The 25,260-nt window shown below is 69.6% G+C and carries 19 protein-coding genes; 9 read left to right on the top strand and 10 right to left on the bottom strand.

Annotation, left to right across the window (positions count from 1 at the left end; genetic code table 11):
* Nucleotides 1–2,894, bottom strand: a 2,894-nt coding sequence (locus CHC08_RS42300) for a PQQ-dependent sugar dehydrogenase (RefSeq protein WP_089213031.1), incomplete at its 3' end; no start/stop codon positions are given.
* Between the two features lie 348 nt (nucleotides 2,895–3,242).
* Here CHC08_RS42300 and CHC08_RS42295 point away from each other — a divergent pair.
* From CHC08_RS42295 to CHC08_RS42270, 6 genes are all read left to right on the top strand, one after another.
* Complete coding sequence (locus CHC08_RS42295; protein ID WP_089213028.1) at nucleotides 3,243–4,031, top strand: IclR family transcriptional regulator; 789 nt, start codon at nucleotides 3,243–3,245, stop codon at nucleotides 4,029–4,031.
* A 52-nt stretch (nucleotides 4,032–4,083) separates the two neighbouring features.
* Nucleotides 4,084–5,496, top strand: a complete 1,413-nt coding sequence (locus CHC08_RS42290) for an aldehyde dehydrogenase family protein (RefSeq protein WP_089213027.1) — start codon at nucleotides 4,084–4,086, stop codon at nucleotides 5,494–5,496.
* Nucleotides 5,493–6,980 carry a sugar ABC transporter ATP-binding protein gene (locus CHC08_RS42285; RefSeq protein WP_089213026.1) on the top strand — a complete coding sequence of 496 codons (1,488 nt, stop codon included), beginning with the start codon at nucleotides 5,493–5,495 and terminating at the stop codon, nucleotides 6,978–6,980. The genes CHC08_RS42290 and CHC08_RS42285 overlap by 4 nt, the downstream gene beginning before the upstream one ends.
* Nucleotides 6,977–7,948 carry an ABC transporter permease gene (locus CHC08_RS42280; protein ID WP_089213025.1) on the top strand — a complete coding sequence of 324 codons (972 nt, stop codon included), beginning with the start codon at nucleotides 6,977–6,979 and terminating at the stop codon, nucleotides 7,946–7,948. Before CHC08_RS42285 ends, CHC08_RS42280 begins: the two co-directional genes overlap by 4 nt.
* 165 nt (nucleotides 7,949–8,113) lie before the next feature.
* Nucleotides 8,114–9,106, top strand: coding sequence for a substrate-binding domain-containing protein (locus CHC08_RS42275; protein ID WP_089213024.1), 993 nt, complete (start codon nucleotides 8,114–8,116; stop codon nucleotides 9,104–9,106).
* Nucleotides 9,107–9,267: 161 nt separating this feature from the next.
* On the top strand, nucleotides 9,268–11,262 hold the full coding sequence (locus CHC08_RS42270) for a discoidin domain-containing protein (RefSeq protein WP_218825754.1): 1,995 nt from the start codon (nucleotides 9,268–9,270) through the stop codon (nucleotides 11,260–11,262).
* A 237-nt stretch (nucleotides 11,263–11,499) separates the two neighbouring features.
* On the opposite strand, the gene CHC08_RS42265 is transcribed toward CHC08_RS42270, so the two are convergent.
* Nucleotides 11,500–12,039 (bottom strand): DinB family protein, encoded by a 540-nt coding sequence (locus tag CHC08_RS42265; RefSeq protein WP_089213022.1) that lies wholly within the window; start codon nucleotides 12,037–12,039, stop codon nucleotides 11,500–11,502.
* 283 nt (nucleotides 12,040–12,322) lie between these two features.
* Here CHC08_RS42265 and CHC08_RS42260 point away from each other — a divergent pair, with 283 nt between their 5' ends.
* A complete protein-coding gene (locus tag CHC08_RS42260; protein WP_089213021.1) occupies nucleotides 12,323–13,660 on the top strand; it encodes an ROK family transcriptional regulator in 1,338 nt (445 codons plus the stop codon).
* Here the strand turns inward: CHC08_RS42260 and CHC08_RS42255 are convergent.
* From CHC08_RS42255 to CHC08_RS42230, 6 genes are all read right to left on the bottom strand, one after another.
* The gene (locus CHC08_RS42255) at nucleotides 13,650–14,474 is read right to left on the bottom strand and encodes a carbohydrate ABC transporter permease (RefSeq protein ID WP_089213020.1); all 825 of its coding nucleotides are present in this window, start codon (nucleotides 14,472–14,474) and stop codon (nucleotides 13,650–13,652) included. The two genes, CHC08_RS42260 and CHC08_RS42255, sit on opposite strands and share 11 nt — an antisense overlap.
* Nucleotides 14,471–15,439, bottom strand: coding sequence for a carbohydrate ABC transporter permease (locus CHC08_RS42250; protein ID WP_218825753.1), 969 nt, complete (start codon nucleotides 15,437–15,439; stop codon nucleotides 14,471–14,473). Before CHC08_RS42250 ends, CHC08_RS42255 begins: the two co-directional genes overlap by 4 nt.
* Complete coding sequence (locus CHC08_RS42245; protein ID WP_179282527.1) at nucleotides 15,436–16,830, bottom strand: ABC transporter substrate-binding protein; 1,395 nt, start codon at nucleotides 16,828–16,830, stop codon at nucleotides 15,436–15,438. Before CHC08_RS42245 ends, CHC08_RS42250 begins: the two co-directional genes overlap by 4 nt.
* Before the next feature lie 428 nt (nucleotides 16,831–17,258).
* Nucleotides 17,259–19,283 carry a substrate-binding domain-containing protein gene (locus tag CHC08_RS42240; protein ID WP_089213018.1) on the bottom strand — a complete coding sequence of 675 codons (2,025 nt, stop codon included), beginning with the start codon at nucleotides 19,281–19,283 and terminating at the stop codon, nucleotides 17,259–17,261.
* A 148-nt stretch (nucleotides 19,284–19,431) separates the two neighbouring features.
* Nucleotides 19,432–20,697 carry an enolase C-terminal domain-like protein gene (locus tag CHC08_RS42235; protein ID WP_089213017.1) on the bottom strand — a complete coding sequence of 422 codons (1,266 nt, stop codon included), beginning with the start codon at nucleotides 20,695–20,697 and terminating at the stop codon, nucleotides 19,432–19,434.
* A complete protein-coding gene (locus tag CHC08_RS42230) occupies nucleotides 20,694–21,563 on the bottom strand; it encodes an NAD-dependent epimerase/dehydratase family protein (RefSeq protein ID WP_089213016.1) in 870 nt (289 codons plus the stop codon). Before CHC08_RS42230 ends, CHC08_RS42235 begins: the two co-directional genes overlap by 4 nt.
* A gap of 539 nt (nucleotides 21,564–22,102) precedes the next feature.
* Between CHC08_RS42230 and CHC08_RS42225 the strand changes: the two genes are divergently transcribed.
* On the top strand, nucleotides 22,103–22,510 hold the full coding sequence (locus CHC08_RS42225) for a NucA/NucB deoxyribonuclease domain-containing protein (protein ID WP_179282526.1): 408 nt from the start codon (nucleotides 22,103–22,105) through the stop codon (nucleotides 22,508–22,510).
* A 96-nt stretch (nucleotides 22,511–22,606) separates the two neighbouring features.
* The gene (locus tag CHC08_RS42220; protein ID WP_089213014.1) at nucleotides 22,607–23,212 is read left to right on the top strand and encodes a hypothetical protein; all 606 of its coding nucleotides are present in this window, start codon (nucleotides 22,607–22,609) and stop codon (nucleotides 23,210–23,212) included.
* On the opposite strand, the gene CHC08_RS42215 is transcribed toward CHC08_RS42220, so the two are convergent.
* Both CHC08_RS42215 and CHC08_RS42210 read right to left on the bottom strand, forming a co-directional pair.
* Nucleotides 23,213–24,274 carry a VWA domain-containing protein gene (locus tag CHC08_RS42215; protein WP_089213013.1) on the bottom strand — a complete coding sequence of 354 codons (1,062 nt, stop codon included), beginning with the start codon at nucleotides 24,272–24,274 and terminating at the stop codon, nucleotides 23,213–23,215.
* Nucleotides 24,275–25,225 (bottom strand): VWA domain-containing protein, encoded by a 951-nt coding sequence (locus CHC08_RS42210; protein WP_089213012.1) that lies wholly within the window; start codon nucleotides 25,223–25,225, stop codon nucleotides 24,275–24,277.
* Between the last annotated feature and the right edge of the window lie 35 nt (nucleotides 25,226–25,260).

Below are 25,260 nucleotides of genomic sequence, written 5' to 3'. Positions count from 1 at the left end.
CGGGTGGCCGTGTTGCCGTCCACCGCGTTGGCCACCACGTTGGCCCCCGCCTCCACCGAGGACGCCGTCACCGGCCTGCCCTGCGACAACAACGACGACCCCGACGAAACCGGCGTACCGAAAACATTGAGATCAAACAGCGAATACCCCCACGCCGTCGCCCGCTGGGTGCCGTTGACCCGCACGTAGCGGCCGGTGCCGGTCAGCGTCACATCGTCGACCCCGCCGTCACCGGCGGTCGTGGAGTAGACGTTCGTCCAGGTGTTGCCGTCGGGTGAGGTCTGGATCTGATAGGCCCTGCCGTAGGCCGTCTCCCAGTTCAACCGCACCCGGTTCAGGGCATACGACGCCCCCAGATCCACCCGAATCCACTGCGGATCGGTGTACGCGCTGGACCAGCGGGTGGTGGCGTTGCCGTCGACCGCCAGGTTCGCGGTCCGCGTCGGATCGTCGGTCGACGAGGCCGTCACCGGCTTGCCGAGCGCCAGGTCTCCCTGTCCCGAGCCACCGCCGGTGAAGGTGAGGTTGTCCACGTTGAACAGTCCGCCGGCCCCGCCCTTGAAGACCAGGAACAGGGTGCCGGTCCCGTTCGGCGGGGTGATCGAGCCGGTGACGGTGACCCAGTTCTCCCAGCCGCCGGTGCCGGCTATCGCGACGGATCCGGCGAGGGGGCCGGTGACCGAGCCGGTACGGAACTCCAGCGTGCCTCCCGCGTTGGCCGACGAGACCCGCGCGGTGACGCCGGTGACACCGGTCAGGTTGTACGGGGTGAACGACAGCCAGTCCCCGTTCTCGATGGCGCCGACGTAGGTGCCCTCGGTGTTGGGGCTGGTGTACACGGTGACGTTGCCGCTGGAGTTGCCGAAGTGCTCGGCCTGGCGGTGCGCCGGCTGCAGGATGATCTGGGAGTTGCCGATCAGGCCGCTGTTGTCGGTGTAGGTCGCGTCGATGACGCCGAAGATGTTGTCGCTCTGGCTGTGCTCGCTGTTGGCCGTGGTCTGCAGGACACCGGTGCAGCCGGTCGCGCTGGTTATCGGGTGACCGTGCTGGTCGTGCCCGAGGATGAAGTTGACCTTCACCTTCGAGCAGTCGATCGTGCCGTCCTCGGGATCGGTCACCGTCACCCGGTAGGGCACCGCGTCGCCGAACTGGAAGATCGCACCGTTCGACGGGCCGTTGAGCGTGACCGTCGGGGCGGTGTTGCCGACCGTGACGGTGACCGTCGCGCTGCCGAGGTTGCCCGCCGGGTCCCTGACCGTCAGCTTCGCCTGGTAGGAACCGTTGCCGGTGTAGGTGTGCGACGGGTTGGCCGCCGTCGACGTGCCGCCGTCACCGAAGGTCCAGGCGTAGGTGAGGGCGCCGCCCTCGGGATCCCTGGAACCGGCCGAACTGAACGTCACCGCCAGGGGCGCCTGCCCTGAGATCTTGTTGGCCGTGGCGACCGCGGTCGGCGCCTGGTTGCCGGTGGGGGTGCTCTCCACGCGGTACAGCGCGGAGTTCTCGTCACCGTTGAACCAGCCGGCGCCGTAGTCGAGGACGTAGAGCGCGCCCTCCGGGCCCATCGCCATGTCCATGATGTGCGTGTGGGTCCAGGGGAACGCCGCGATGGTGCCGGCGCTGCCGTCCCCGGTGGCGGTGATCGTCTTGATCCAGTTCTGGGTGAACTCACCGGCGAAGAACTTGCCGTCGTAGCTCTGTGGCAGCTTGGTCGGGGAGTTCAGGGCCGCGTCGTAGTGGTAGACCGGACCGGCCATGGGGCCGCCACCGGAGCCCAGTTGCGAGGGCGCGCCGCCGTCGTAGGCGATCCAGGCGGGCTTGGCCGCCGGCAGGGTGGTCAGGCCGGTGTTATGCGGGGAGTTGTTGACCGGCGCGGCGCAGTTGAACTTCGGCCCGGAGGTGTTGGTGGCGAAGTCGAAGTCGTTGTACGGGCTGTTGTAGCCCTGGCAGTACGGCCAGCCGTGGTTGCCGGGGCCGGTGATCCGCTCGAACTCCTGGCGGCCGCCCTCTCCCCTGTTGGGGTCGGCGATGTCGGAGTCGGCGGCGTAGTTGCCGACGTAGACGACGCCGGTGGTCTTGTCGACCGACATCCGGAAGGGGTTGCGGAAGCCCATCGCGTAGATCTCGGGGCGGGTCTTGGCCGTGCCCGGGGCGAAGAGGTTGCCGCTCGGGATGGTGTAGGTCCCGTCGGGCTGGGGCTTGATCCGCAGGAGCTTGCCGCGCAGGTCGTTGGTGTTGCCCGAGGTGCGCTGGGCGTCGAAGTCCCAGCTGAAGCCGGGCCTCTCGTCGATCGGCGTGTAGCCGCTCGACGACCACGGCTGCGTGTCGTCGCCGGTGGTCATGTAGAGGTTGCCCTGGGCGTCGAAGTCGATGTCCCCGCCGACGTGGCAGCACATCCCTCGGTCCGTGGCGACCTGCAGCAGCTTCTTCTCGCTGGCCAGGTCCACCGTGCCGTTGGCCCTGACGGTGAAGCGGGACAGCTGGTTGTGGCCCTGCCAGCGGGCGAAGTCCGCGTCGGTGCCGTTGGAGGGCGCGTCGCCGGCCGGCGTCGAGAGCACCGGCGCGTAGTACAGGTAGATCCAGCGGTTGGCGGTGAAGTCGGGGTCCGCGGCGATGCCCTGCAGCCCCTCCTCGTCGTGGGTGTAGACGGGGATGGTGCCGGCCACGCTGGTGTTGCCCGAGGCGTCGGTGGAGAAGATCCGCCCGTCCCGCGAGGTGTGCAACACGGTGCGGTCCGGCAGGACCGCCAGTGACATCGGCTCGCCCATGGCCGTCGGGCCCTTGGCGAGGGTGACCTCCTGCAGCACGTCAGCGGCCACCGCGGGGTGCGGGACGGCAACGAGCCCAGTGATCATGAGAACGGCGCTGGTGGCAAACGCGAGTACGCGTCTACGCATGCGTGCTCCTTCCAATAAACCGGGAGAAGAGGAGCGCGCCGCCGCACCTTTTGACTAACAGTCAGCGTAAGCCGCCGAGCTTTCGCTGTCGTCGATGGAACTTTGCCCGCCTGGTACAAAAGTGTCAATGCCTCGACGCGAATGTTTCCGTCTTGTCACGACGCCCCCTCGCAACCCCCCGAAAAAATTCGCACAAGAGATCAAATAGAACGATTGGCCATAAAACGGACGCTGGACATTTCACTTCGTAATAGCAGTCGTCGTGCGACAAGGCTTGACAGGGCTTGCCCTCAATGCAAATATCGCAAAAATCTTACAAATAAATGAAAATAGATTCGAGTAACTCGAATGAAGAGCGGAAGAAAGTCATCCAGCGTTGATAAGGCATTCGAGCTGATTAATGCGGTATCCGAGTCCGGCAGGGCCGGTATCACATTGGGTGAGCTCGCCAATCGCGCGGGCGTAGCCGTCAGCACAGCTCATCGATATGTCACCTCACTCCTCGAACTCGGTGTCCTCGACCGTGACGCGGCGGGGGCCTTCCACCTTGGCGTCACCCTCATCACCCTCGCCGGGCAGTACCTCGAAGAGGACAACCTTCGCGCCGCGGCCCGGCCGTACCTGCTGGAGCTGGTCGAGCTGAGCGGCGAGACCGTGCACCTCGGGATCCCCGTCGGCGACCACATCGTCTACGTGGACAAGGTCGAGAGCGCCAAGTCCATCCGGCTGGTCTCACGGATCGGCAGCCGTGCCCCCATGCACTGCACGGCGATGGGCAAGGCCGTGCTCGCGCTCCTGGAGGAGCGGCGCAGCGCCGAGATCCTCGCGCGCTCGCACGACCGGCACACGCCCCGGACGCTCATCGGCGACACGTTGCTCGCCGAGCTCGCCACCGTACGGGCTCAGGGCTTCGCGATCGACGACGAGGAGAACGAGGAGGGCGTGCGCTGCGTCGGGCTGCCGATCATGAACACCTCGGGCCAGCCGGTCGGAGCGCTGAGCGTCTCCGCGCCGGCCAACCGGTTCAGCGTCGAGGACTGCCGGCGCCTGGCGCCGACCGCGCTCGCGATGGCGGCCGACATCGGCCGCAGGATCGGCTACACCGCGCCCAGGAACGGAGAGTTCGTCCCGCACTGAGCCGCGAACACATGCCAGCGCAGCAGTCGAATCACCCAAGGAGTGGGAACGGATGTCCGTCACATCGCCAGTAGGTTCCATCATCACCGTCCACAACCCCGGCACCGGGGAGTTGCTCGGGGAGGTCGAAGCCGCCACCGCCGAGCAGGTCGCCGCAGCCGTCGCCGACGCGCAGGAGGGCCAGCGGGCGATGGCCGCCCTGGCCGCCCACGAGCGCGCGGACCTGTTGCGACGCGTGTCCGACCTCATCGAGGCCGAGCAGGAGAGCCTCGCCCTGCTGCTCGCGGCCGAGAACGGCAAGCCGCTGCCGCAGACCCGCGGCGAGGTCGCGGCCGCGATCCGCATCTTCCGGGGGTACGCGGGCGAGACCACCCGGCTCTTCGGCCGGCAGATCCCGCTCGACGCCGTACCGGGCCTGGAACGCCACCTCGCGGTGACGATGCGCGAGCCGCTCGGCGTCGTGGCGGCGCTGGTCCCCTTCAACTACCCGGTCGAGCTGTACGCCCACAAGGCCGCCGCGGCCCTCGCCGCGGGTAACGCCGTCATCGTGCAACCGCCCGCGCGCTGCCCGCTCGCGCTCGTCCGGGTCGCGGAGCTCGTCGAGCAGGCGGGCGCGCCGCGCCACGCCCACCAGCTCGTCACCGGCGGTCTCCAGGTGTCCCAGGCACTGGCCGAGCTGCCCGGGATCGCCGCGGTGAGCCTCACCGGCAGCACCGCGGCGGGGCGTGAGATCGCCCGCCTCGGGTCGCAGACCCTGAAGAAGGTCCTCCTGGAGCTCGGCGGAAACGACGCGCTCATCGTGTGCGACGACGCCGACGTCGACGACGCCGCCCGCGCGGTCGTGCTCGGCCGCCTCGCACGGGGCAACGGGCAGATCTGCTGCGCGGTCAAGCGGGTCTACGTGCAGGACGGCGTGCACGCCGCCTTCGTCGAGTCGCTGCTGGAGCAGACCGCCAAGCTCACCGTCGGCGACCAGCTGCGGGAGTCCACCGACGTGGGTCCCCTCATCGCCGAGCGGGCCGCGGAACAGGTCGTGGCCGCCATCGGCCGGCTCGTCGAGGACGGCGCCCGGCTGGTCGCCGGCGGCGAGCGGCGCGGGGCGTTCGTCGACCCCGCCGTGCTCGTGGACGTCCCCACCGCCAGCGCGGCCTTCGCGGAGGAGATCTTCGGCCCGGTGGCCCCGGTCGCCCGGTTCTCCGACCCGCTGGAGGCGGTGCGGATGGCCAACGAGTCCCCGTACGGCCTGCAGGCCGCGGTCTTCACGCGGGACATCTCACGGGCCTTCGCCATCGCCCAGCGCCTCGACGTCGGCGGAGTGATCATCAACGGCTCGACCGCGCTGCGCGCCGAGAACCTGCCGTTCGGCGGCACCAAGGACACCGGCGGATACCGGGAGGGCCTGCACGAGACCGTCCTGGACCTCACCCGCCAGAAGACGATCGTGGTGATGGAGGCGTTCGGATGAGCCTTGAGCTGCGCGGCGTCCACAAGGACTTCGGCGGTGTCGAGGTGCTGCACGGAGTGGACCTCGCGGGGCGTCCCGGCGAGGTCCTCGCCGTGGTCGGCGCGAACGGGGCGGGCAAGTCGACCCTGATCAAGATTCTCTCCGGCGCGCTGTCCATGAGCGCGGGCGAGATGTGGATGGACGGCGAGCGGGTCGGCCTGCGCTCGCCGCACGACGCCCATGCCCGGGGCATCCGCACCGTCTATCAGGAGCTAACGCTGGTGGCCCAGCTCTCGGTCACCGAGAACCTGCTGATGGGTAACTTCCCGCGTCGCGCCGGCCTCATCGACTGGCCGGCGGCGCACCGGCGTGCCGGGGAGCTGCTGGAGGAGGCCGGCTTCGGCGCGATCGACCCGCGCACCCTCGCGGGCCGTCTCTCGGTGGCCCGGCAGCAGATGGTGGAGATCGCGAAAGCGCTGGTGAGCCGCCCGCGCGTCCTCATCCTCGACGAGCCCTCGGCCGTGCTGGCCGGAAGCGACCTCGACGCGCTGTTCGCGCTGATCAGGCGGCTGCAGGAGCAGGGTGTGTTGATCATCTACGTCTCCCACCGGCTCGCCGAGGTCCTCGACCTGGCCACCTCGATCGTCGTGATCAAGGACGGACGGGTGATCGAGACCACCGAGCCGGCCCGCACCGGCGAGGACGAGCTGATCCGCCTCATGGCGGGCCGCAGGCTCGAACAGATCTATCCCGGCCGGCGCACGGAACGCGGCGAGGCCAGCCTCACGGTGACCGGGCTCACCCGCGAGGGCGAGTTCGAGGACGTCTCGTTCACCCTGCACGCGGGGGAGATCGTCGGGCTGTTCGGCCTGGTGGGCTCCGGCCGCAGCGAGCTCGCCCGATGCGTCTTCGGAGCCGAGCCCGCAGGCGCGGGCGAGGTGCGCCTGCCGGGAGGCGCCGGCGACTTCCGCACGCCGGGCGAGGCCATCGCGGCCGGGCTCGCGCTCGTCACCGAGGATCGCAAACGCAGCGGACTGGTGCTCGGCATGACGGTGCGGGACAACATCGCGCTCACCACGCTGCACTCGACCAGGCGGGGCCCGTTGATCGACGCGGCCCGCCAGCGCCGTGACGTCACCGAGATGATCGACCGGCTGAACATCCAGCCCGCGCACTGCGCCTCGATGGCCGTGGTCAACCTCAGCGGAGGCAACCAGCAGAAGGCCGTCCTGGCCAAGTGGCTGCTGGTCGGCCCGCGCGTCCTCATCCTCGACGAGCCGACCCGCGGCGTGGACATGGCCACCAGGGTCGACATCTACCGCATGATCGACGAACTCGCGCGCGAAGGACTCAGCGTCCTGCTCATCTCCTCGGATCTCACCGAGGTGCTCGGCGCCACCGACCGGGTGCTGGTGATGAACCAGGGCCGGATCAGCGGTGAGCTCCGCTCGGACCAGACCACGGAGGACGAGATCCTCGCCTACTCGATTGGACTCACCGTATGACCGGGCAGCTCACCAACACCAGACGGTACCCCCGGCTGGTGCTGGGCGGTCGCGACCTCACGGTCGAGGTCGTGTTCGTCACGCTCGTCGTGCTGCTCGTCGCCGTGGCGGCGTCGACCTCGGACACGTTCCTCACCCAGACCAACCTCACCAACCTGCTCAAGCAGATGGTCACCACGGGTCTGCTGGCCTTCGGCATGCTCGTGGTCATCCTCACCGGCGGCATCGACCTCTCGGTCGGGTCGGTGGTGGCCTTCTCCGGAATCCTCAGCGCGGGCCTGGTCTCCGGCCTTCCGCTTCCGGTGGCGATCGTGGCGGGCCTGGCTGCGGGCATCGTGTTCGGCCTGATCAACGGCACGCTGGTGGCCCGGTTCGGGCTGGCGCCGTTCGTGGTGACCCTGGCGGCGCTGACCACCATCAGGGGGCTGGCGTTCGTCTACTCCGAGGTGCCCATCTCCCCGGAGAACGAGTCGTTCCTCACGCTCGGCTCGGCCATGGTCGGCCCCATTCCGCTGAGCACGGTGATCATGCTGGCCGTCTTCCTGGTGGGCGGGGTCTTCCTGACCCGGACCCCGGCGGGCCGCTCGATCGTCGCGATCGGCGGTAACGCCGAGACCGTACGGCTCGCGGGCATCAACGTGCGCAAGCACGTGATCCTCGCCTACGCGATCAGCGGCGCGTGCGCCGGTCTGGCCGGCGTCATCCTCGCCAGCCGGGTGGGCATCGCCCAGCCCAGCGTCGGCGTGGCGTTCGAACTCGACGCGATCGCCGCGTGCGTGATCGGCGGGGCGAGCCTGGCGGGCGGGCGCGGATCCGCGAAGGCCACCTTCGGCGGGGTGCTCGTGCTCGTCCTGATCAACAACCTGCTCAACCTGTACGGCGTGCAGAGCTTCTGGCAACAGGTGCTCAAAGGGCTGATCATCATCGCCGTCATCCTCGTCCAGCGCACCAACCGGGCCCGCACATGACGCGCCCGTCAGGCCGTACACCGGTGTCCGTCACCCGTACCGGGCGGGCCCGCACATGACACGCCCGCCGAACCGTACGCCGGTGTCCGTCACTCGCCCGCACGTGACGTGCCCGAGTCGTACGCCGGTGTCCATCACTGCCGTCACCCCCCTGGGAGATCTTTTATGAACGCGAAAAAGCTCGGCATCCTGCTGGTCGCCGGCGCCCTCGCCGCCGGCCTGAACGCCTGCTCGTCCGCCTCGGAAGCGCCCACCGGCACCACCGGCGCCACCGCCTCCGGCGACGGCTCCTACACGATCGGCGTCGCGAACTTCACGCTGGGCGGCCCCTACTTCAGCGGCATGGACAAGGCGATCGCCGCCCAGGCCAAGAAGAAGGGCAACGTCGAGATCATCAGCACCGACGCGAACGGCGACGCGGCCAAGCTCGCCTCCAACGTCGAGGACCTGCTGAGCAAGAACGTCGACGCCGTCATCATCTCCGGCGGCCCGCTCGAGTCCGCGCCCGCGGCGCTCAACTCGATCAAGACGGCGGGCAAGCCGGTGGTCCTCGTCGACCGCAAGTTCCAGACCGGGGAGTACACCAGCTGGATCGGCCCGGACAACAAGGCGATCGGCGTGCAGGACGGCCAGTTCCTCGCGGAGAAGCTGCCCGACGGAGGCAAGGTCGCCATCATCAAGGGCGGCCCCGCCGACAACAGCATCGGCCTGGCCCGCACCGACGGCGTGAAGTCGGTGCTCGGCAGCGCCAAGGGCATCACGCTCGTCGAGGCCCCCGACTTCGGCAACTGGGGCTCCGACGGCGGGCTGACCGTGATGGAGAGCCTGCTGGCGACCAACCCCGACCTCGCCGCCGTGTTCTGCGAGAACGACGCGATGTGCCTGGGCGCGCAGAGGGCCATCGCCGACGCGGGGAAGGCGAAGCAGATCATCATCGCCGGCGTCGACGGGCAGGCCGAAGCGCTCAAGGCGATCCTCGACGGCACCAACTACGTGGTCACCGGCCTGAACGACGCGGACATCATCGGCAGCCTCGGGCTGGACCGGGCCGTCGAGATCCTCGGCGGCGCCCAGGTCGAGAAGGACACCGTGGTGCCCTCCCCGCAGGTCACCAAGGACAACGCGGCCAAGTATCTCGACCCGAACGGCGGGTTCTGAGCCTCCTGGAGTACGGCCGGTTCGGACGGCGGCCGGGTGGCGGTCGGCGACGCCACCCATGGTCGCCCGATATCAGAGGGGAGGTTCACACACCCGCGGGGGACGCGGGGCGCGTTCAGGCACGAGCAATGCCTTACTCGTCGAGTGAAGGGCACTTACCCATGCGAAGAAACGTCAGAGGGGTCGCCCGCAAGGCGGCCCTCGCCACCGTCACCGTGACCGTCGCGGGACTCGCCTCGTTCGGGGTCGGCACCCCCGCAACGGGCGACACCGCCGCGTCGGCCGGCGTCCGTACTCCCACCCCGAGCACCCCGAGCAGTCCCAGCGCATCAAGCACGTCGGGTACGTCGGGTACGTCGACCAAGCAGGGCACGCCGGCCAAGCCAGGCACGGCGACCACATCGGGTACGGCGGCCACGTCGGGTGCGGCGAGCAGCGCCGCCGCCGCCGGCTGGACCCTGCTGCACTCCGAGAACTTCTCGGCCCCCATCAACACGGGCAACGCGCCGTGGGTCAAGGAGAACTACACCGCCCCGTTCGACACGATCATGGACGACGCCGGCCAGTGGTACCGCAACGACTACGGGCCCGCCTGGACCACCGCGTTCAACTCCTTCGCCACCTACCGCAAGGAGTTCCAGGTCGGCCAGGGTGGCTGGCTGACGGCGTCGCTCTCGGCCCGCGACTGGAACAAGGACGGCGTCATCGAGTCGCCGCCGTCGATCACCACCGCGACGGTGGGCGGCGCGCCCGCGGCGGTGCTGAACGTGCCCGACCACACCGGTGGGGCGATCTTCCGGCCCACGAACAAGCTGCCCGACCAGTACCGCGTCGAGTACAAGCTCAAGACCATCGACTTCGGCGGCAAGCGGAACGGCTCGATCGAGTACAACGGCAAGGTCAACGGCTACAGCACCCAGGGATGCAAGACTCAGCACCCCTGGGGCGAGGGTTCCAGGAGCCCCGGCTGGAGCGGCAACGCCGCCGCGCCCTACTGCGAGTGGCAGGACGTGCGGTCGGGACCGTACGGCTACAACGGCTTCCACTTCATGTCGATCGTGGACTTCGCCAACCCCGCCCCCCGGAACAACCATTTCTGGCACTACCGCCGCAAGGTCCTGATGGACTCCTTCTCCCAGCACCCCGACCGGGTCGGCACGGGCACCGGCGGACGGGTCTGCAACTCCAACACCAACCAGTACTACAACTACCGTGACGGCAACTTCAACACGGTCAACATGTGGATCAGCGGCCTGCCCAACTGGACGCCGGGACCCGGCGGCCTCGCGGGCAACTCCCAGTGGTTCATGACAAGCTGCTCCGGCGGCGTCGCCGAGCAGCAGCTCTCGTCCGCGGCGGAGATCCAGCCCGAGCTGATGCCCAACCAGGACTACACCTTCGCGATCGAGCGCGACGCCACCGGCTACGTGCTCGAGGCCAGCGGCAACTTCGCCCGCGTCGGGCAGAAGACGCTCCGCTTCCACCGCGACTTCATCGTCAACAACGCGCCGATCTGGCACTACAACGTCAAGCCCGGCGAGTATGACGGCCGTTACAACGCCACCCTCGTCCAGAACGACATCAACGGCAGCACGTCCTGGCCGAACCAGTGGCCGGCCGACTCCCAGTATCCCGACTACTTCGTGATCGGCGACCTCTACACCAATGTGTACGAGGGCAGCGCGAGCCTGACGGACATCCGCCTCTACGTGCCCGAGACGACGCAGCCGAGCGTCAACCTCGCGCTGAACAAGCCGGCCACCGCCAGCAACCAGTGCGCGGCGAACGAAGCACCCGCCAAGGCCGTCAACGGCAGCTGGACGGGCGGCAACTCCGACAAGTGGTGCGCTCTGGGCTCCAACAAGTGGCTCCAGGTCGACCTGCAGTCGAACGCGCAGGTCGGGCGCTTCGTGGTCCGTCACTCCGGGGCGGGCGGCGAGAAGGCGAGCTGGAACACCCGCGACTTCGACATCCAGGTCAGTACCAACGGCACCACCTGGACGAACGTCGTGAGCGCCCGCGGCAACACCGCCAACGTCACCACCCATGCCATCACCCCCGTCAGCGCCCGGTACGTGCGCGTCAACGTGCTCACCCCGACCAGCGACAGCGACACCGCCGCACGGATCTTCGAACTGGAGGCCTACCCAAGCTGAGCCGGTCGCCGACGCGGACCACACACCGAGTGATCGTCTGGATCCCTCCCCGGCTTCAGCCCCGGGGAGGGATCCGGCGAACTCGCGATTCGTCCCGCGCCCTCCCCCGCTACCGCAAGACCGCGAGGGAACTCACAAGGCACCGGCGGCTCATCATCGCCGGTGTTCGAGCGCGTGGCGTGCGGCTGCGCGCCCGGGGGGCGGTGGCGCGGATGGAATGGGCCGTCCGCCCGGCGGCTACTCCCCGGTGAGCCCGTCCACCGACTCCCGGAGGAGGTCGGCGTGGCCGTTGTGCCGCGCGTACTCCTCGATCAGGTGGAACAGGATCCATCGCAGGCTGGGTGCCCGGCCGTCGGGCCAGGTGCGCCGGGCCGGCCGCTCCAGGCCGCCGTCCGCCAGTGCCTCCGCGACCAGGGAGCGGGAGCGGGCCACGGCGTCCTGCCAGAGCGCATGGAGCTGCTCGGGGGTGTCCTCGGCGGCCGAGTTCCAGTCCCAGTCGGGGTCGGTTCTCCAGTCCACCGTGTCCCACGGGGGCAGCCGGTCTTGCCCGTGCAACCACCGAGAACACCAGTCGTTCTCGACGTAGGCCAGGTGCTTGAGCATCCCGCCGAGGGTCATCGACGAGGCCGCGACGGTCGCCCTCAGGCCGGCCGCGTCCAGTCCCGCGCACTTCCACGCCAGGGTGGCGCGCTGGTAGTCCAGGAAGCCCAGCAGGGTGGCGATCTCGTCGCCCGCGAGGGGAGGCTCCGGACGACCCTCCTCGTCAAAGTCGATCATGGATGGTGAGTCTACCGGCGGGACCACCGCCGGGCCATGGCCTTTCCCCGCACGGTCGAAGGGCTCAGAACACGGCATACGGAAGGGCCCCGAAGATATGCTCTGAATGTTTCAGAGATTGGCCGAAATATTCGGGCGCGATCCGGTAATATCTACCTGGACAAATAACCGAACCCCAGGTGACAGGTGCGAAGTCGTTATCGCCTCAGGTTGTGTGGAACGGTCCGCCCATGTTAGAAAATCGATTAGTTGCTCTTCAAAATAAATAAAGGCCGGTGACCGCGTGACGCAGGGGGAGGAAAATTTCACCCGTCTGACGAGGGGCGGTGTCCAACCGGCGGGCCATTCCTCGCTGCGACGGGCGAATCTCTCCCTGGTACTGCGGCATCTGCGCAACCACGGCTCCAGCTCCCGCGCCGACATCGCGGAGGCGACGGGCCTGCACCGTGCCACCGTCTCCAACCTGATGGCCGAGCTTCTCGACCGGAGGCTGGTGCGCGAGGTCGGCATCGAGCACGCGGGGGCGGTCGGCCGTCCCCGGCGGGCGGTGGCGCTGGACGGCTCCCACATCGGGGTCCTCGGCCTGGAGATCAACGTGGACTATGTCGCCGTCCACGGCACCGATCTCGGCGGGCGCGTCCTGGTGGAGCGTCGTGTGGGCTTCGACGCGATGGGCAGCGGCCCCAACCAGTCGCTGCGCGAGCTCGGCCGGGTGGCCCGCACCGCCATCGACGAGCTCGTCCTGGCCGGGACCCGCCCCGCCGGCATCGGGGTGGGCGTGCCCGGGCTGGTGGACGTCGGCCACGGTGTGGTCGCGCTCGCGCCGAACCTCGGCTGGCACGACGTGCCCCTCGCCTCGTGGCTGTCCATCGCGCTCGGCAACCTGGGCGTGCCGGTGACGGTGGACAACGACGCCAATCTCGCCGCGCTGGCCGAATACACCGCGGGCGTCGCCGCGGGGACCCCCGACATGGTCTACCTGACCGGCGAGGTCGGCGTCGGCGGCGGCATCATCGTCGACGGCCGCCTGCTGCGCGGCGCCGACGGCTTCTCCGGCGAGGTCGGGCATCTCCCGGTCGATCCGGGTGGTCACCGGTGCGGCTGCGGGCGCAACGGCTGCTGGGAGACCAAGGTCGGGCTCGCGGCGCTGGTGCGCATGGCGACGCCCGACCAGGCGTACGGACTGGGCGCCGTACCGGTGCTCGGTCCCGAGGAGCGGGTAGCGGAGATCGCCTGCGGGCTGGCCGAGGGCGATCCGCTGATGATCGCGGCCGTGGCGGAGGTCGGCCGGTGGCTCGGACTCGGCGGCTCCATCCTGGTCAACCTCTTCAACCCGCGGGTCATCGTCGTCGGCGGTTACTTCGCCACGCTGGCCCAGTGGCTCCTCCCCTTCGCCCAGGCGGAGCTGGAGCACCTGGTCGTCGCCGGCCCCGCCGCCCGGTGCCGCTTCGTCGCCTCCGACCTCGGTTTCGGCGCCGCGTCCCTGGGCGCCGCGAACGTCGTGATCAACCAGCTCATCGACGACCCCCTCGCGATCGGCTCGGCGCCGAGCGTCAGGCCCGCGCACTCCTCACCCGGGCCCGACCGGCCCCTGATCGACCCGGACCTGATCAGCCCTTGATCGCGCCGACGAGCCCGTTGACAAAATAACGCTGCAGGAAGAGGAAGAGCGCGATGACCGGGAGCACGAGGATCAGCGACGCGGCCATCACCTCGTTGTAGCGCGGGACCTCACTCGAGATCAGGGACTCCAGCCCGAGCGGCAGCGTGTAGAGGGACGCGTCACTGATCGACACGCGGGTCAGGACATACTCGTTCCACGTCGGCACCGCGGTCAGCACGGCGATCGTGATGTGCGCGGGCCTGGCCAGCGGCAGGTAGATCGACCAGAAGATGCGCGGCTCACCGGCGCCGTCGGCGCGGGCCGCCTCGCGCATCTCCCGGGGGATCGAGCTGTAGCTGTTGGTCAGCAGCAGGACGGTCAGCGGGGCGGTGCCGTTGATGAACGGCAGCACCAGTCCGAGGTGCGTGCCGAGCACGCCCAGTTCCTTCTCCAGGATCACCACGGGCAGCAGCACGGTGATGCCGGGGACGAACAGCAGCGACACGAAGAACCAGAACAGCACCTTGCGCCCGGGGAAGTTCAGCACGGCGAAGGCGTAGGAGGCCAGGCTGTAGACGACCAGGACGCCGATGACGGTCGAGCCGGTGACGATGAGGCTGTTGCCGAAGTACTGGACGAAGTTCAGCCGGCTCCAGGTGTCCACCAGCGTGTCCAGCGTGGGGTGCTGCGGGATGAGATGGCCGCCCTGGAGGATCTCGGTGCGGCTTTTGAAGGCTCCCGACACCATCCACAGGAACGGATACACGCTGATCGCCGCGTAGACGGCCAGCGCCACGTACGCGGCGATCCTGGCCGCACGGGACCTGCTCATCGAATTCTCCTCAGCATGCGCGCGTTCACCAGCGTGAGCAGCAGGGCCGCGGCGAAGAGCAGCCAGCCCAGCGCGCTGGCCACTCCCAGCGTCTGCGCGAGGCCCTTGAAGAAGGAGAGCCGGTAGGTCATCAGCCCGAGCACGTCGGTGTGCCCGCCGGGACCGCCCCCCGTCATGATCAGGAAGATCTGGAAGCCGTGCAGCGCGTCGCGCACGCCGAGCAGCACGATGGCCGCGGTGATGGGCCGCAGCAGCGGCCAGATGATGCGGCGCAGCACGTGCCGGGGAGCGGCTCCGTCGATCTGCGCGGCCTCGATCATGTTCGGGTCGATGGCCTGCAGCCCGCTCAGGTAGAGCAGGGTGGCGACGGGGACGCTCGACCAGACCAGGATCAGGATCAGCGTGGGCAGCGCGGTGCTCGGGTTGCCCAGGAAACCCTGCGGCTGGGAGAGGCTGCCGAGCCCGAGCGCCCGCAGCAGCAGGTTGACCGAGCCCTCGGGCTCCAGCACGTAGCGCCAGGCGTAGTAGACGGCGATCCCGCTGGTGACGTAGGGCAGGAAGTACACCGAGCGCAGCAGGGAGCGCAGCCGCCTGATGGAGTTGAGCGTGACCGCGAGCGGCAGGGCGATCGCCACGGTGAGCGCCGGAACAGCGATCATGACCTGCAGGGTGTTCCACGCGGCCCGGCGCATCTCGGGGGCGAGCGACGGATCCGCGTAGAGCAGGTCCTTGTAGTTCTGGATCCCGACCCAGAGCCATTCGGGGGTGAAGCCGTTCCACTTGGCGAAGCTCAGCGCGAAGCCGCTGCCGATCGTGTAGAGCCCCATCACCAGGAAGAGCGCCACCGCCGGGAGGACAAACGCCCATCCGGTCAGGATCTCCTTCCACCGCCCCCTGGGGCGCCCGCCACGGGGCGGCTCCTCCCGGAGCCGCCCCGCGCGGTCCTTCACAGTGAGCGTGGTCACTGCGTGGACTTCCACATGGCGCCCATGACCTTGTCCATCTCGGTGCCGGTCTGCTCCGGGGTGGCCTCCTTCAGCGGGGTCAGTCTCACCATCACGTCGCCCGGCTTGACCTGGTCGTAATCGGAGGGGAAGAAGGTGACGTCAGCGGCGTCGTAGGCGCTCTCCGGCGCACCGGTGAAGTATTTCTGCAGGGCGGCCAGATCGGCGCCGAGCAGCGACTCGGCCTCGGCGCCCAGATCGGTCGCCGGCAGGTCGAGCGAGGACTTGGCCACGACCCCCGCGCCCTTGGGCGAGGTCACCCAGTCCAGCCACTTGAGCGCGGCCTCCCTGTTCTTGGTGGTCGACGTGATGCCGAGCGAGGTCAGCGCCAGCGGAGACATCGAGATCTCCTTGTTCTGCCCCTCGGCCGGCGGCGGGATCGGGAAGGTGAGCACCTTGTCCGGGCTCAGCCCGTTCTGCGCGAGGAAGGCCAGGGTGAAGGTGCCGCCGACGTCGAACGCCGACTTGCCCTGGGCGAAGGCGATGTCGGCCTCGTCGATGCCGAGCGTCGTCGTCCCCGGCATCCAGTACGGCGTGAGCCTGCTGTACAGCTCCAGCGACTTGACGCCGTCGGGAGAGCCGAAGCCCTGCGCGGCACCCTTGGCGAACAGCGCCTGGAACTTCTCCTTGCCCAGGTAGGAGTGGGCCATCGGCTGGTAGACCCAGTTGAACCCGGTCTGGGACGTCTTCAGGCCGAGGGAGAGACCACCCTGCTGCGGGTCCTTGGCCGTGGTGGCCTTCAGAGCGTCGAGGAACTCCTCCCACGTCTTCGGGGGCGTGTCTGCGCTCAGCCCCGCCGCCTTCAGTTTCTCCTTGTTGGCGTAGACGATGCCGAAGGCGCCCGCGGTGAACGGCACGCTGAACCTCGTGCCCGGCTTGACCTGCTTGAACGGCGAGTCATTGGCCACGATGTCGATCCGCTGCTGCGTCATCACCCCGGTCTCGCGGGTGGTGGGCAGCAGTCGCTGCTTCCAGGCGTCGTTCACGTCCGCCGAGAGGTCGCTCAGCAGTCCCGACGCGCCCATCTCGAGGTCCTCGCCGCCCGCGTGCAGCTCCAGCACGTCCGGCAGGCCGTTCGTCTGCGCGGCGCCCTGCACCTTGCTGACGAACACGTCGTCGGGGGTGACCGCCTCGATGGTGACGGCGATGCCCGTCTCGCTCTTGAACTGCGCGGCCGCCTTGTTCAGCGCGTCGGCGTGGGACCGCTTGAAGGTCCACATCTTCAGTGTCTGGCCTGCCGCCGGTGTGCCGGCTTTTTCATCGCCGGACCCGCCGCAGGCGGCAGCGGTGAGCCCCACCGCGAGCGTCACCGCGACGGCCAGGATCCGTGTCCGTTTCCGTGCCGCCGTCATCTCGCGCCTTCCCGGATCGTCGTCATGATGGCGGGCAGCGGAATCGCGATGATCGTAGAGTTGCGACGTTTTGCACCAGTTGTCATCGGGATCCTCCTTCCTTAGGGGATGAGGGTTCCTTGGGGGTGAGGGTTCACTGAACGTGAATCCAGGCTCTCGCCGTGCCGCGGGCGGGATCCAGATCACAAGGTGGCGCTGCATGCAAATCGTTAAGACTGGTTCCGAAATCTACACGTAACCCAGCGAGTGTCAAGGGACAAGGTCAGCGGAATCGGGCATGGAGGTGAGCCGCTCAGGCTGATCGACCGCGGACCGGCCGCGGTGAGGCGGCCATCTCACCGTACGGCTCCCCGGCCCTGCCGGACGGTCCCTCAGGCCGGCCGGACGTGCCGGGAACGACCGTCCCCGCGGCCGGGCCTGATGGTCGCTCAGGCCGACTGGCGGCGGACCAGCCGGGCCGGAATGACCACCTCGCCGGATGACGCCGCGGCCACGCCGGACAGTCGTTCGAGCAGGCGCCGGGCGCAGGCCTGGCCGATCTCCCGCGCCGGGTTGGCCATGGTGGTCAGCCGGGGCGAGACCAGGGTCGCCGCCTCTATGTCGTCGAACCCCATGACCGCCAGGTCCGCGGGAACGCGCAGCCCTCGCTCGTCGGCCGTGTCGAGGGCGCCGATGGCCATGATGTCGTTGGCGCACAGCACCGCGTCCGGAGGTTCGGGCAGGTCGAGCAGGCGCGCGGTGCCCGAGGCCCCGCCCGCCCGGCTGAAGTGCGTGTGCGCCACAAGACTCGGATCGACGGCCATTCCGGCGGCCCTCAGCGCGGAGCGGTAGCCCGCCACACGCTCGGCCGCGGGGCCCTCGGCGTGCGGACCGCAGACGAAACCGACCCTGCGGTAGCCGCGCTCCAGCAGGTAGCGCGTCGCCTCGGCGGAGCCTCCCTCGTCGTCGCTGTGCACCACGTCGACGCCGTCCTGGACCAGGCGTCCGCCGAGCCGCACCACCGAGATGCCCGCCTCGATGGCGGGCAGCAGGTCCTCCGGATGGGTGTGGAACACCGCGAAGGCCAGGCCGTCCACCTGACGGGCGATCATCTGCTCTATCGCGGCGCGCTCCAGCCGCCGCTCGCCGTCGGTGTTGCTGATGATCTGGTCGTAGCCCGCCGGTCCGAGCACGTCCTGGAGCCCGCGCGCCAGCGCCGGGTAGAAGGGGTTGGTGATGTCCGGGATGACCAGCCCGATCGTCTGGCTCCTGCTCGTACGGAGACCGCGGGCGAGGGCGTTGGGCCGGTAGCCGAGCCGCTCGATCGCCTCCAGCACGCGTCTTCGTGTGTCGTCGGCCACCGGCCGCCGCCCGTTCAGCGCGTGCGACACCGTCGTCGCGCTCACCCCCGCGAGCTGCGCGACCCTCGTGATGCTCGGGCGGTCGCCCCGAGCCGGCCCCCGCGGCCGCGCGGGCACCGGCTCCGCGCCGCCGTCGCCCTCCCCCGGACCCGTGAGGCCTCCCCGACCGGGAAGATCTCCCCGGTCGGGGAGGTCTTCCCGGGGCGCGAGGCCTCCCGGCGTCGCGAGATCTCCAGGAGCCGCGAGGTCTTCCCCGGTCGTCAGGTCCCCAGGAGTTCCGAGCTCTCCCGGCGTCGCGAGGTCCCCGGAAGTCGCGAGACCCGCGCGCGAGGAGCCCGGCAGCCCCCGCGCCAGCAGGTCGAACGCCGCGTCGAGATCCTGCCGCCCCTGTTCGGCGGCCTCGTCGAAAGCCGCGCCCTCGGCGATCCGGAGCAGGGTCGCCTCCCACACCTCACGGACGGGCGCCAGGAGGATGGCCGCCATGATGCCCGGCTCGGGCCCGTCCTCGGCCTCGATCACCTCGCGCAGCGCACGCTCGTGCCCGGCGAACATCTCGCGCGCGTAGGCCCGCAGCGCGGGGCTGTCGCGATAGATCCGCGCGTGGACGGCGACCGCCTCGGCGTCGAACACCTCCGAGGCGGCCATGCCGGCACCCGTTCTCGCCTCCGTGGAGAACGGGCCCGCGTCCCGCGTCGCCGCAGGCGGAGCCGCTCCCGGCCCCTCCTCCGAGGGACCGGCGCCCGCGTCCGTTCCTCCGCCCGGAGGAACGGCACCCGCGTCCGGCCCCTTGCCCGAAGGAGCCGGGGCGCGGGACAGGACGCGGCGGACCGCGTCCATGACCGGCTCCCCCGCCGCTCGCTCCCGGACGACCTGCGCCGGGGTCCTCCACATGAGCGGGTCGTGCTCGAAGTGGAGCTGTTCCTTGGCCGGGAAGTGGTTGAAGACGGTCTTGGAGGAGACGTCGGCCAGCGCCGCGATCTCGGCCACCGTCACGACCTCGAAACCGCGCTCGGCGAACAGGCGTCGCGCGGCGTGGGCGATGGCCCGCCGCGTCTCCGCCTTCTTCCGCTCACGCCGTGCGGGAGACCGCTCCGAAGAGGGTGACGAGGCCATGGGTCGATCTTACATCGACACACTCCTTATACTCACTGAACGTTTCAAGGACCTCGGAGCGCCTCGATATCGCTCGTCCACGGACCTCGGGACGTCTCGATACCACCGGACATCCCTCAAGGCGCCTCGATACCGCCGTTCACGGGCCTCAGGGCGCCTCGATGCCGCCGTCTGGACGGCGTACGCGTGCCGCCCAGCGTTCGTGGAGGTGAGCCGTCGGCGGATACTTCGCCGCCAGATCCTCGTCCAGATCGATCCCCCAGCCGGGCTCCTGATTCGGGTACAGGTATCCGTTCACCGGGCTGATCGTGCCGGGGAAGACCTCGTGGACCGCCTCGGCGTACAGGTGACCCTCCTGGATCTGGAAGGCGGCGGTGGTCACGTCCAGCGCCACGTTGGCGGCGGCGCCCACCGGCGAGACGTCCGCCGGCGAGTGCCAGGCCGTGCCCACGCCGGTCAGCTCGCAGAGCGCGACCAGCTTGCGGGCGGGGGTGAGCCCGCCCACCGAGGACACGTGCAGCCGGAGCAGGTCGACGCCCCCGTCGCGGACCAGCCTGACCGCGTCGGTGACGGAGCTGATCTGCTCCCCCGCCGCGATGGGCATCGGCGAGGCCTCGCGCACCTCGGGCAGCCGGTCGTAGAACTCCGGCGCGATCGGGTCCTCCAGGAAGAGGAGCCGGTACGGCTCCAGCGCCCTGGCCAGGACGATCGCCTGTTTGGGGGTGAGCCGCGAGTGCACGTCGTGCATCAGGCCCGGCTCCTCCCCCAGCTCACGGCGGGCCCGCTCGAAGAGCCCGGGGGTGTCGCGCAGGTAGCGCTGCACGTCCCAGCCGTCGGGGTACGGCGAGCCGGGGTAGCCGCCGGGTGAGCCGGGCGAGCCGTAGTGCCCGAGGCCGGGCGCGCCCACCTGGAGGCGGACGTTGCGGTATCCCGAGGCCAGGATCGCCTGGGCCTCCTCGATCGTCTCCTCGACGGTCGCCGCGCCCGCGTGCAGGTAGGTGTCGGCCGCGGCTCTCACGCGCCCGCCCATGAGCTCGTAGACGGGCATTCCCGCCCGCTTGCCCGCGATGTCCCACAGTGCCTGGTCCACCCCCGACAGGGCGCTGTTCAGGACCGGACCGCCCCTCCAGTAGGAGGAGAAGTGCACCATCCGGGTGATGTCCTCGATGTCGGCCGGGTGACGGCCGATCAGCAGGGGTCCGACGTGCTGCTCCACCGCGGCCGCCACCGCGTGGAAGCGCTGGGTGAAGGTCGCGCAGCCCAGGCCGTACAGACCGGGCTCGCTGGTGTCGACCCGGACGACCACCAGGGGCACGCCCTCGGGGGCGGTGACGATCGGCCGGACCGCGGTGATGCGCAGGGCGTCCCTGGCGGGCCAGGGTGCCTGGGTCTCGGGGAGGGGAAGAAGGCTCACGTCGGCTCCGTGGCGTCGGGATGGGGGTGTTCGATGGTGAGGCCGAGCAACCGGTCGGCCTCACCGAGATCGATCGGCACCGTACGGCCCGGCAGCGGGGCCCGCCTCTCGACCTCCGGATGGAACCGGTCGAGGAGTTCCTCGGTGGGCTGCGGGGCCAGTGTGTCCCGGGCCGTCACGAAGATGGCGTGGTAGCCCTCGATCGGCAGGGCGACGGCTCGCCAGCAGGCCAGGGCCGCGTCGCGGGTGTCGAGATAGCTCCACAGCTCCTTGGCGCCCGACCCGGGGTCGTCGGCGTATCGGGCGGCGGTCTTGTCGAACTTGTCGCCGGGCCCGCCGAGCAGGGGAAAGCGCAGCGCGACGACGGTCATGCCGTGGCGGCGTGCCATCATCGCCCCCGTCGCCTCGTCGGCCTGCTTGGACAGTCCGTAGGGGTCCTCGATCTGCAGCGGCAGCGCCTCGTCGACGGGCACGTACGCCGGGTGCAGCGGGCGCGCCGCCCAGGGCAGGCCGAGCACAGAGAAGCTGCTGGCGATGGCGGCCCGGCGCACTCCCGCCTGACCCGCCTCCTCCAGCACCACGAAGGTCGCGCGGGTGTTGCCGCAGAAGACCTCCTCCGGCGTGCCCAGGACGGGGGCGGGGATCGCGGCGAGGTGGATGACCGCGTCCACCCCGTCGAGCGCGTCGCGCACCGCCGCCGAGTCTCCCGCGTTCCCCGTGACGACCCGGTCGGCCGCCAGCCCGCCCGGGTCATGGAGATCGAGCGCGGTCGCGGGCACGCCCAGGCGCGCGAGCAGATCGAGCGTCATACGCCCCAACCTGCCCGCCGCCCCGGTCACCAGAACCCGGCGGGGGACATCGCTCATGCATTCACCACCGACAGGAGGAAACGGTACGGCTCGGGCCAGCACGATCGCAAAACGATTTGTGCAGCGCGAGCAGCTTGCCTCCCTCACCGCTCATTGTCAATGATGACTTGACTTCACTCACTATAAAGAGGCTCTCGTCTTCGGCGAAGCCGGTGTCGGGCGCCGATCGATCACCACGAACTGCTGGTCCACCGTCAACATGCCCTCGGCGAAGTCAGCGCACAACACCGCCTCGACCAGCTCATCCCGCCGGGTGGTCAGTAGGCGGAGACCTCCTGCCGGAAATCGGCCGGCTCCATCCAGGCGTTCTGTCTCTGGCCGTCCTCACCCGGATCCTGGACACCCGCGCTGCGCGTGCCGGCATGAATGAAACAGCCACCGCCTCCACTTCTTTCCGACTGACAACTCGAAGATGGAGACGGTGGCTGACCCGACTTACGGCGACACCATGTCCCAGGGACACAATTCGCCATGACAGAAAGGGTGTCCTGGGCGGCGAGAAGACCAAGACCATCCCAGGCAACTGGGCGGCCCCCATGGGCACCGACCCGAACAAGGTAGAGCCGGGCGATCCCCTCACCAAGGACAAAGCCGGTAACCAGTCGAAGAACCGGAACGTCTTCAGCAGGTCCTTCCAAGTGGATGGCACGAGCTACAGCAGTTACTGCCAGTACTACTTCCCGGAGAACTATAAACAGCCGCTACTGTCGTTGCTCGATCCGGTGTACGGCAGGGCCGAGTGTGACGAGTATCCATTCGCCTCGACCAAGAACGGAGCCGGCTACGCGGCGGACAACGGTATGAAGAACCACTACTCTCTCCGCGCGGTCGGAAAGAGTCATAACAGCTCCCATCGCGGTAGCCACGGAAAGGCCCTGGGAGCCTTCTACAACGACAACCGGGTCCTACCCGACGACAAGTTCTGGGTCTGGATAGTCAACTGATCCCAGGACCGCACTGATCTGCGAACGCCGTGTTCGGGGCGCCGCCTGGGCGGCGCCCCGAACACGGGTGAACCCCGAGCAACTGGAAACGATGAGATGACCGATATCCGAACCGCATCGCCAGAACATGATCAGTACGGACTGCTGGCGGCGCACGGGTTCGACGATGAATTCTTCGGACTCTGGGTGGAACGGGACGACCTCGACGAACTCGCCGGAATCCTGCGCCTGGATCCGCAGTCCAGGCGTGACGTGCGCCTGATCGAGGAAGCGCCCACGATGACGGACCGGTCCGTGGAAGACGGCCTCTGGATCGGACCCCACGGTCCTGGCTGGTCGGTAGTGATCAGCACCAGCGGCCCCGGCACGGGAGTGCTGCAGCTCAGCTCCGGAAACCGAGGAATGCTCATGGTCAGTTGGGACCGGGAGATCGATGGCCTCTCCGACCTCGTCTATTACCGAGATGGAAACGTGGTCGCAGAAAGTCCAGGGATGCCATCGGGCGAATTGCTGCCTTCGCAGCTGCTCGATCCCTATGCCCAAGGGCTTCCCCGGGATGGTTATCCCATCGAGGGCGAAGAACGGCTGGCGCACGCCTTTCTGACCATTGTGGGACGGATCACGGGCCGTTTCCTCGACGAGGACTGGCTCAGCACCCCCGGTCGCGCCTATGGATTTCCGCTGGTCGACACGCACGGATAGTCAGCGGGTCGGGGTCCGGGGGCGATTCCACCAGAGGGAGAGGGACAGGGCCGCGGTGATGAGGATGGCGCCGCCGGCGGCGAAGGCGGCGGCCGTGTCGATCCGCTGGTGGATGACGGTGAAGCTGCCGGGGAGGGCGGCGAGGGCGCCTTGGAGCTGGTCGGCGTTCTCAGCGCGGTGGTAGGAGCCGCCGGTGGTCTGGGCTATCCGTTTGAGTGCGGGCTCGTCGATGGTGCGGGGGCTGCGACCCCTGTCGAACCCGCCGCGACCGCCGCCGAATCCCCCGCCCCCGCCGCCGAAGCCGCGGCCGTCGAACTGCGAGCTGTCGCACACCATCGGGGCCGGGTTCGTGGTGCCGAAGCCGATGGGGAAGACGCGGACGCGGCGCAGGGCCGCCTCCTGGGCGGCGAGCTGTGGGTCGACGCCCTGGGTGTTGGCGCCGTCGGTGAGCACGACGATCGCGGCACCCGCGTAGCCTGACCCGCCCTCGCCGGGGTTCGCCCCGGTGGAGGCGACCGACGGGTCGACCTCCGCGATCGCGTCGATCGAGGTGAGCACGGCCTGCCCGATCGCGGTGCCGAAGGACACGGTGAGGCCGTCCAGCGCCTCGATCAGCGCGTCGGTGTCGTCGGTGGGAGGGACGAGCAGACCCGCGGTTCCCGCGAAGGTGACCAGGCCGATGCGCGGTCCACCCCGCTGCGACTCGATGAACTCCGCGGCGGCCTTCCTCGCGGCGGTGATGCGGTTGGGGTCGACGTCCGTGGCGCACATGGAGCCGGAGGTGTCGAGCGCGAGCAGGATCGTCACCGACGTCTGCGGCACCGGGACCGACGCCTGCGGCCGCGCGGCCCCGACCGCGAGCAGTGCGAGTCCGGCGGTGAACAGTGCCGCCGGGATCTTCCGCGTCCAGCGCGTACGGCCGGGCAGGGCGCTGCGTACGAGCGCGATCGAGGTGACGCGTACGACGGCCCGCCGGCGACGGCGCCGCGCCCACTCGCGGATGGCGAAGATCAGCGGGAGGACCAGGATGGACAGCAGCGCCCACGGCCATGAGAACGACATTCAGATCACCCGTCCAGACCGGAGCACGGTGAGCGCCGCTCCCGCGGTGAGCAGCGCGAGGGCGAGCCCGATCAGCCCGCCGGCGAGAGGCAGCGGCTCGTCGGAGACGGTGAGCCGCAGATCGATCGTGTCGGCGATCCCGTCGAGCCGCGCGGCGTCGGAGGCGGGATGGTAGTCGCCGCCGGTGGTCTGCGCGATCAAGGTGAGGGTGTCCTCCTCGAGCGAGGTCTGCAGATGGTAGCCGTCGACCTTCACCGTCGCCCCGGCCGTGGTGCCGACCCCGACGGTGTGGACGTGGACGCCCGCCCGCTGGGCCACGGCCGCGGCCTGTTCGACGTCCGCGCCCTGGTTCTGGCCGTCGGAGAACATCACGATCGTCGCCGACGGCCAGTAACCGATGTCGGGCGCGGTGCCGTCGCGGCTGACGGCCACCCGCTTGCCGGTGATCGCCGACAGGGAGGCCGTGATGGCCGTTCCCAGCGAGGTGCCACCGGCGATCTTCAGCCGGCCGATGGCCGCGAGCGCGACGGAGTGGTCGGCGTCGGGCCGTGCGGTGGTGAGCGCGCCCCGCTCGAACGCGACGACTCCGATGTCGACGCTGTCGGGCTGCGCCGCCACGAACGCGCGGGCCGCCCGCTGCGCGGCCGCCAGCCGGGTGGGCGCGACGTCGTCGGCACCCATGCTGTTGGAGACGTCGACGGCGAGGATGACGGTGCCCGCGGTCCGCGGGACCGGCACCGTGGCCGTCGGCCCGGCGGCGGCGATCGCGAGTACCCCGACGCCGGCGATCGTCAGGCCGATTCCGAGGTACGCCCGGCGGCCGCCCGGCACGGCGACCCCGGCCGCGGTGAGGGCGGCGGTCCGGCGGCGCGCCGAGACGACGGCCGCCCAGGCGAGCGCCGCCGTGACGAGCAGCCCGACGGCCAGCACCAGCGAGGAGGACAGGGTCATGAGGCCTCCTTCGCCGGCCGCATGTGTCCATCGAC

Source organism: Streptosporangium subroseum, from assembly GCF_900188345.1.
Taxonomy (GTDB): Bacteria; Actinomycetota; Actinomycetes; order Streptosporangiales; family Streptosporangiaceae; genus Streptosporangium; species Streptosporangium subroseum.
Note: the sequence above shows the minus strand (reverse complement) of the source record. Positions and strands in the feature narration are given on the sequence as shown.

Excerpts from the sequence above, each read along its gene's own strand:
- CHC08_RS42295 (WP_089213028.1), top strand. The coding sequence starts at position 3,243 with ATGAAGAGCGGAAGAAAGTCATCCAGCGTTGATAAGGCATTCGAGCTG.
- CHC08_RS42290 (WP_089213027.1), top strand. The coding sequence starts at position 4,084 with ATGTCCGTCACATCGCCAGTAGGTTCCATCATCACCGTCCACAACCCC.
- CHC08_RS42285 (WP_089213026.1), top strand. The coding sequence starts at position 5,493 with ATGAGCCTTGAGCTGCGCGGCGTCCACAAGGACTTCGGCGGTGTCGAG.
- CHC08_RS42280 (WP_089213025.1), top strand. The coding sequence starts at position 6,977 with ATGACCGGGCAGCTCACCAACACCAGACGGTACCCCCGGCTGGTGCTG.
- CHC08_RS42275 (WP_089213024.1), top strand. The coding sequence starts at position 8,114 with ATGAACGCGAAAAAGCTCGGCATCCTGCTGGTCGCCGGCGCCCTCGCC.
- CHC08_RS42270 (WP_218825754.1), top strand. The coding sequence starts at position 9,268 with ATGCGAAGAAACGTCAGAGGGGTCGCCCGCAAGGCGGCCCTCGCCACC.
- CHC08_RS42265 (WP_089213022.1), bottom strand. The coding sequence starts at position 12,039 with ATGATCGACTTTGACGAGGAGGGTCGTCCGGAGCCTCCCCTCGCGGGC.
- CHC08_RS42255 (WP_089213020.1), bottom strand. The coding sequence starts at position 14,474 with ATGAGCAGGTCCCGTGCGGCCAGGATCGCCGCGTACGTGGCGCTGGCC.
- CHC08_RS42245 (WP_179282527.1), bottom strand. The coding sequence starts at position 16,830 with ATGACGGCGGCACGGAAACGGACACGGATCCTGGCCGTCGCGGTGACG.
- CHC08_RS42240 (WP_089213018.1), bottom strand. The coding sequence starts at position 19,283 with ATGGCCTCGTCACCCTCTTCGGAGCGGTCTCCCGCACGGCGTGAGCGG.
- CHC08_RS42230 (WP_089213016.1), bottom strand. The coding sequence starts at position 21,563 with ATGAGCGATGTCCCCCGCCGGGTTCTGGTGACCGGGGCGGCGGGCAGG.
- CHC08_RS42225 (WP_179282526.1), top strand. The coding sequence starts at position 22,103 with ATGGGCACCGACCCGAACAAGGTAGAGCCGGGCGATCCCCTCACCAAG.
- CHC08_RS42220 (WP_089213014.1), top strand. The coding sequence starts at position 22,607 with ATGACCGATATCCGAACCGCATCGCCAGAACATGATCAGTACGGACTG.
- CHC08_RS42215 (WP_089213013.1), bottom strand. The coding sequence starts at position 24,274 with ATGTCGTTCTCATGGCCGTGGGCGCTGCTGTCCATCCTGGTCCTCCCG.
- CHC08_RS42210 (WP_089213012.1), bottom strand. The coding sequence starts at position 25,225 with ATGACCCTGTCCTCCTCGCTGGTGCTGGCCGTCGGGCTGCTCGTCACG.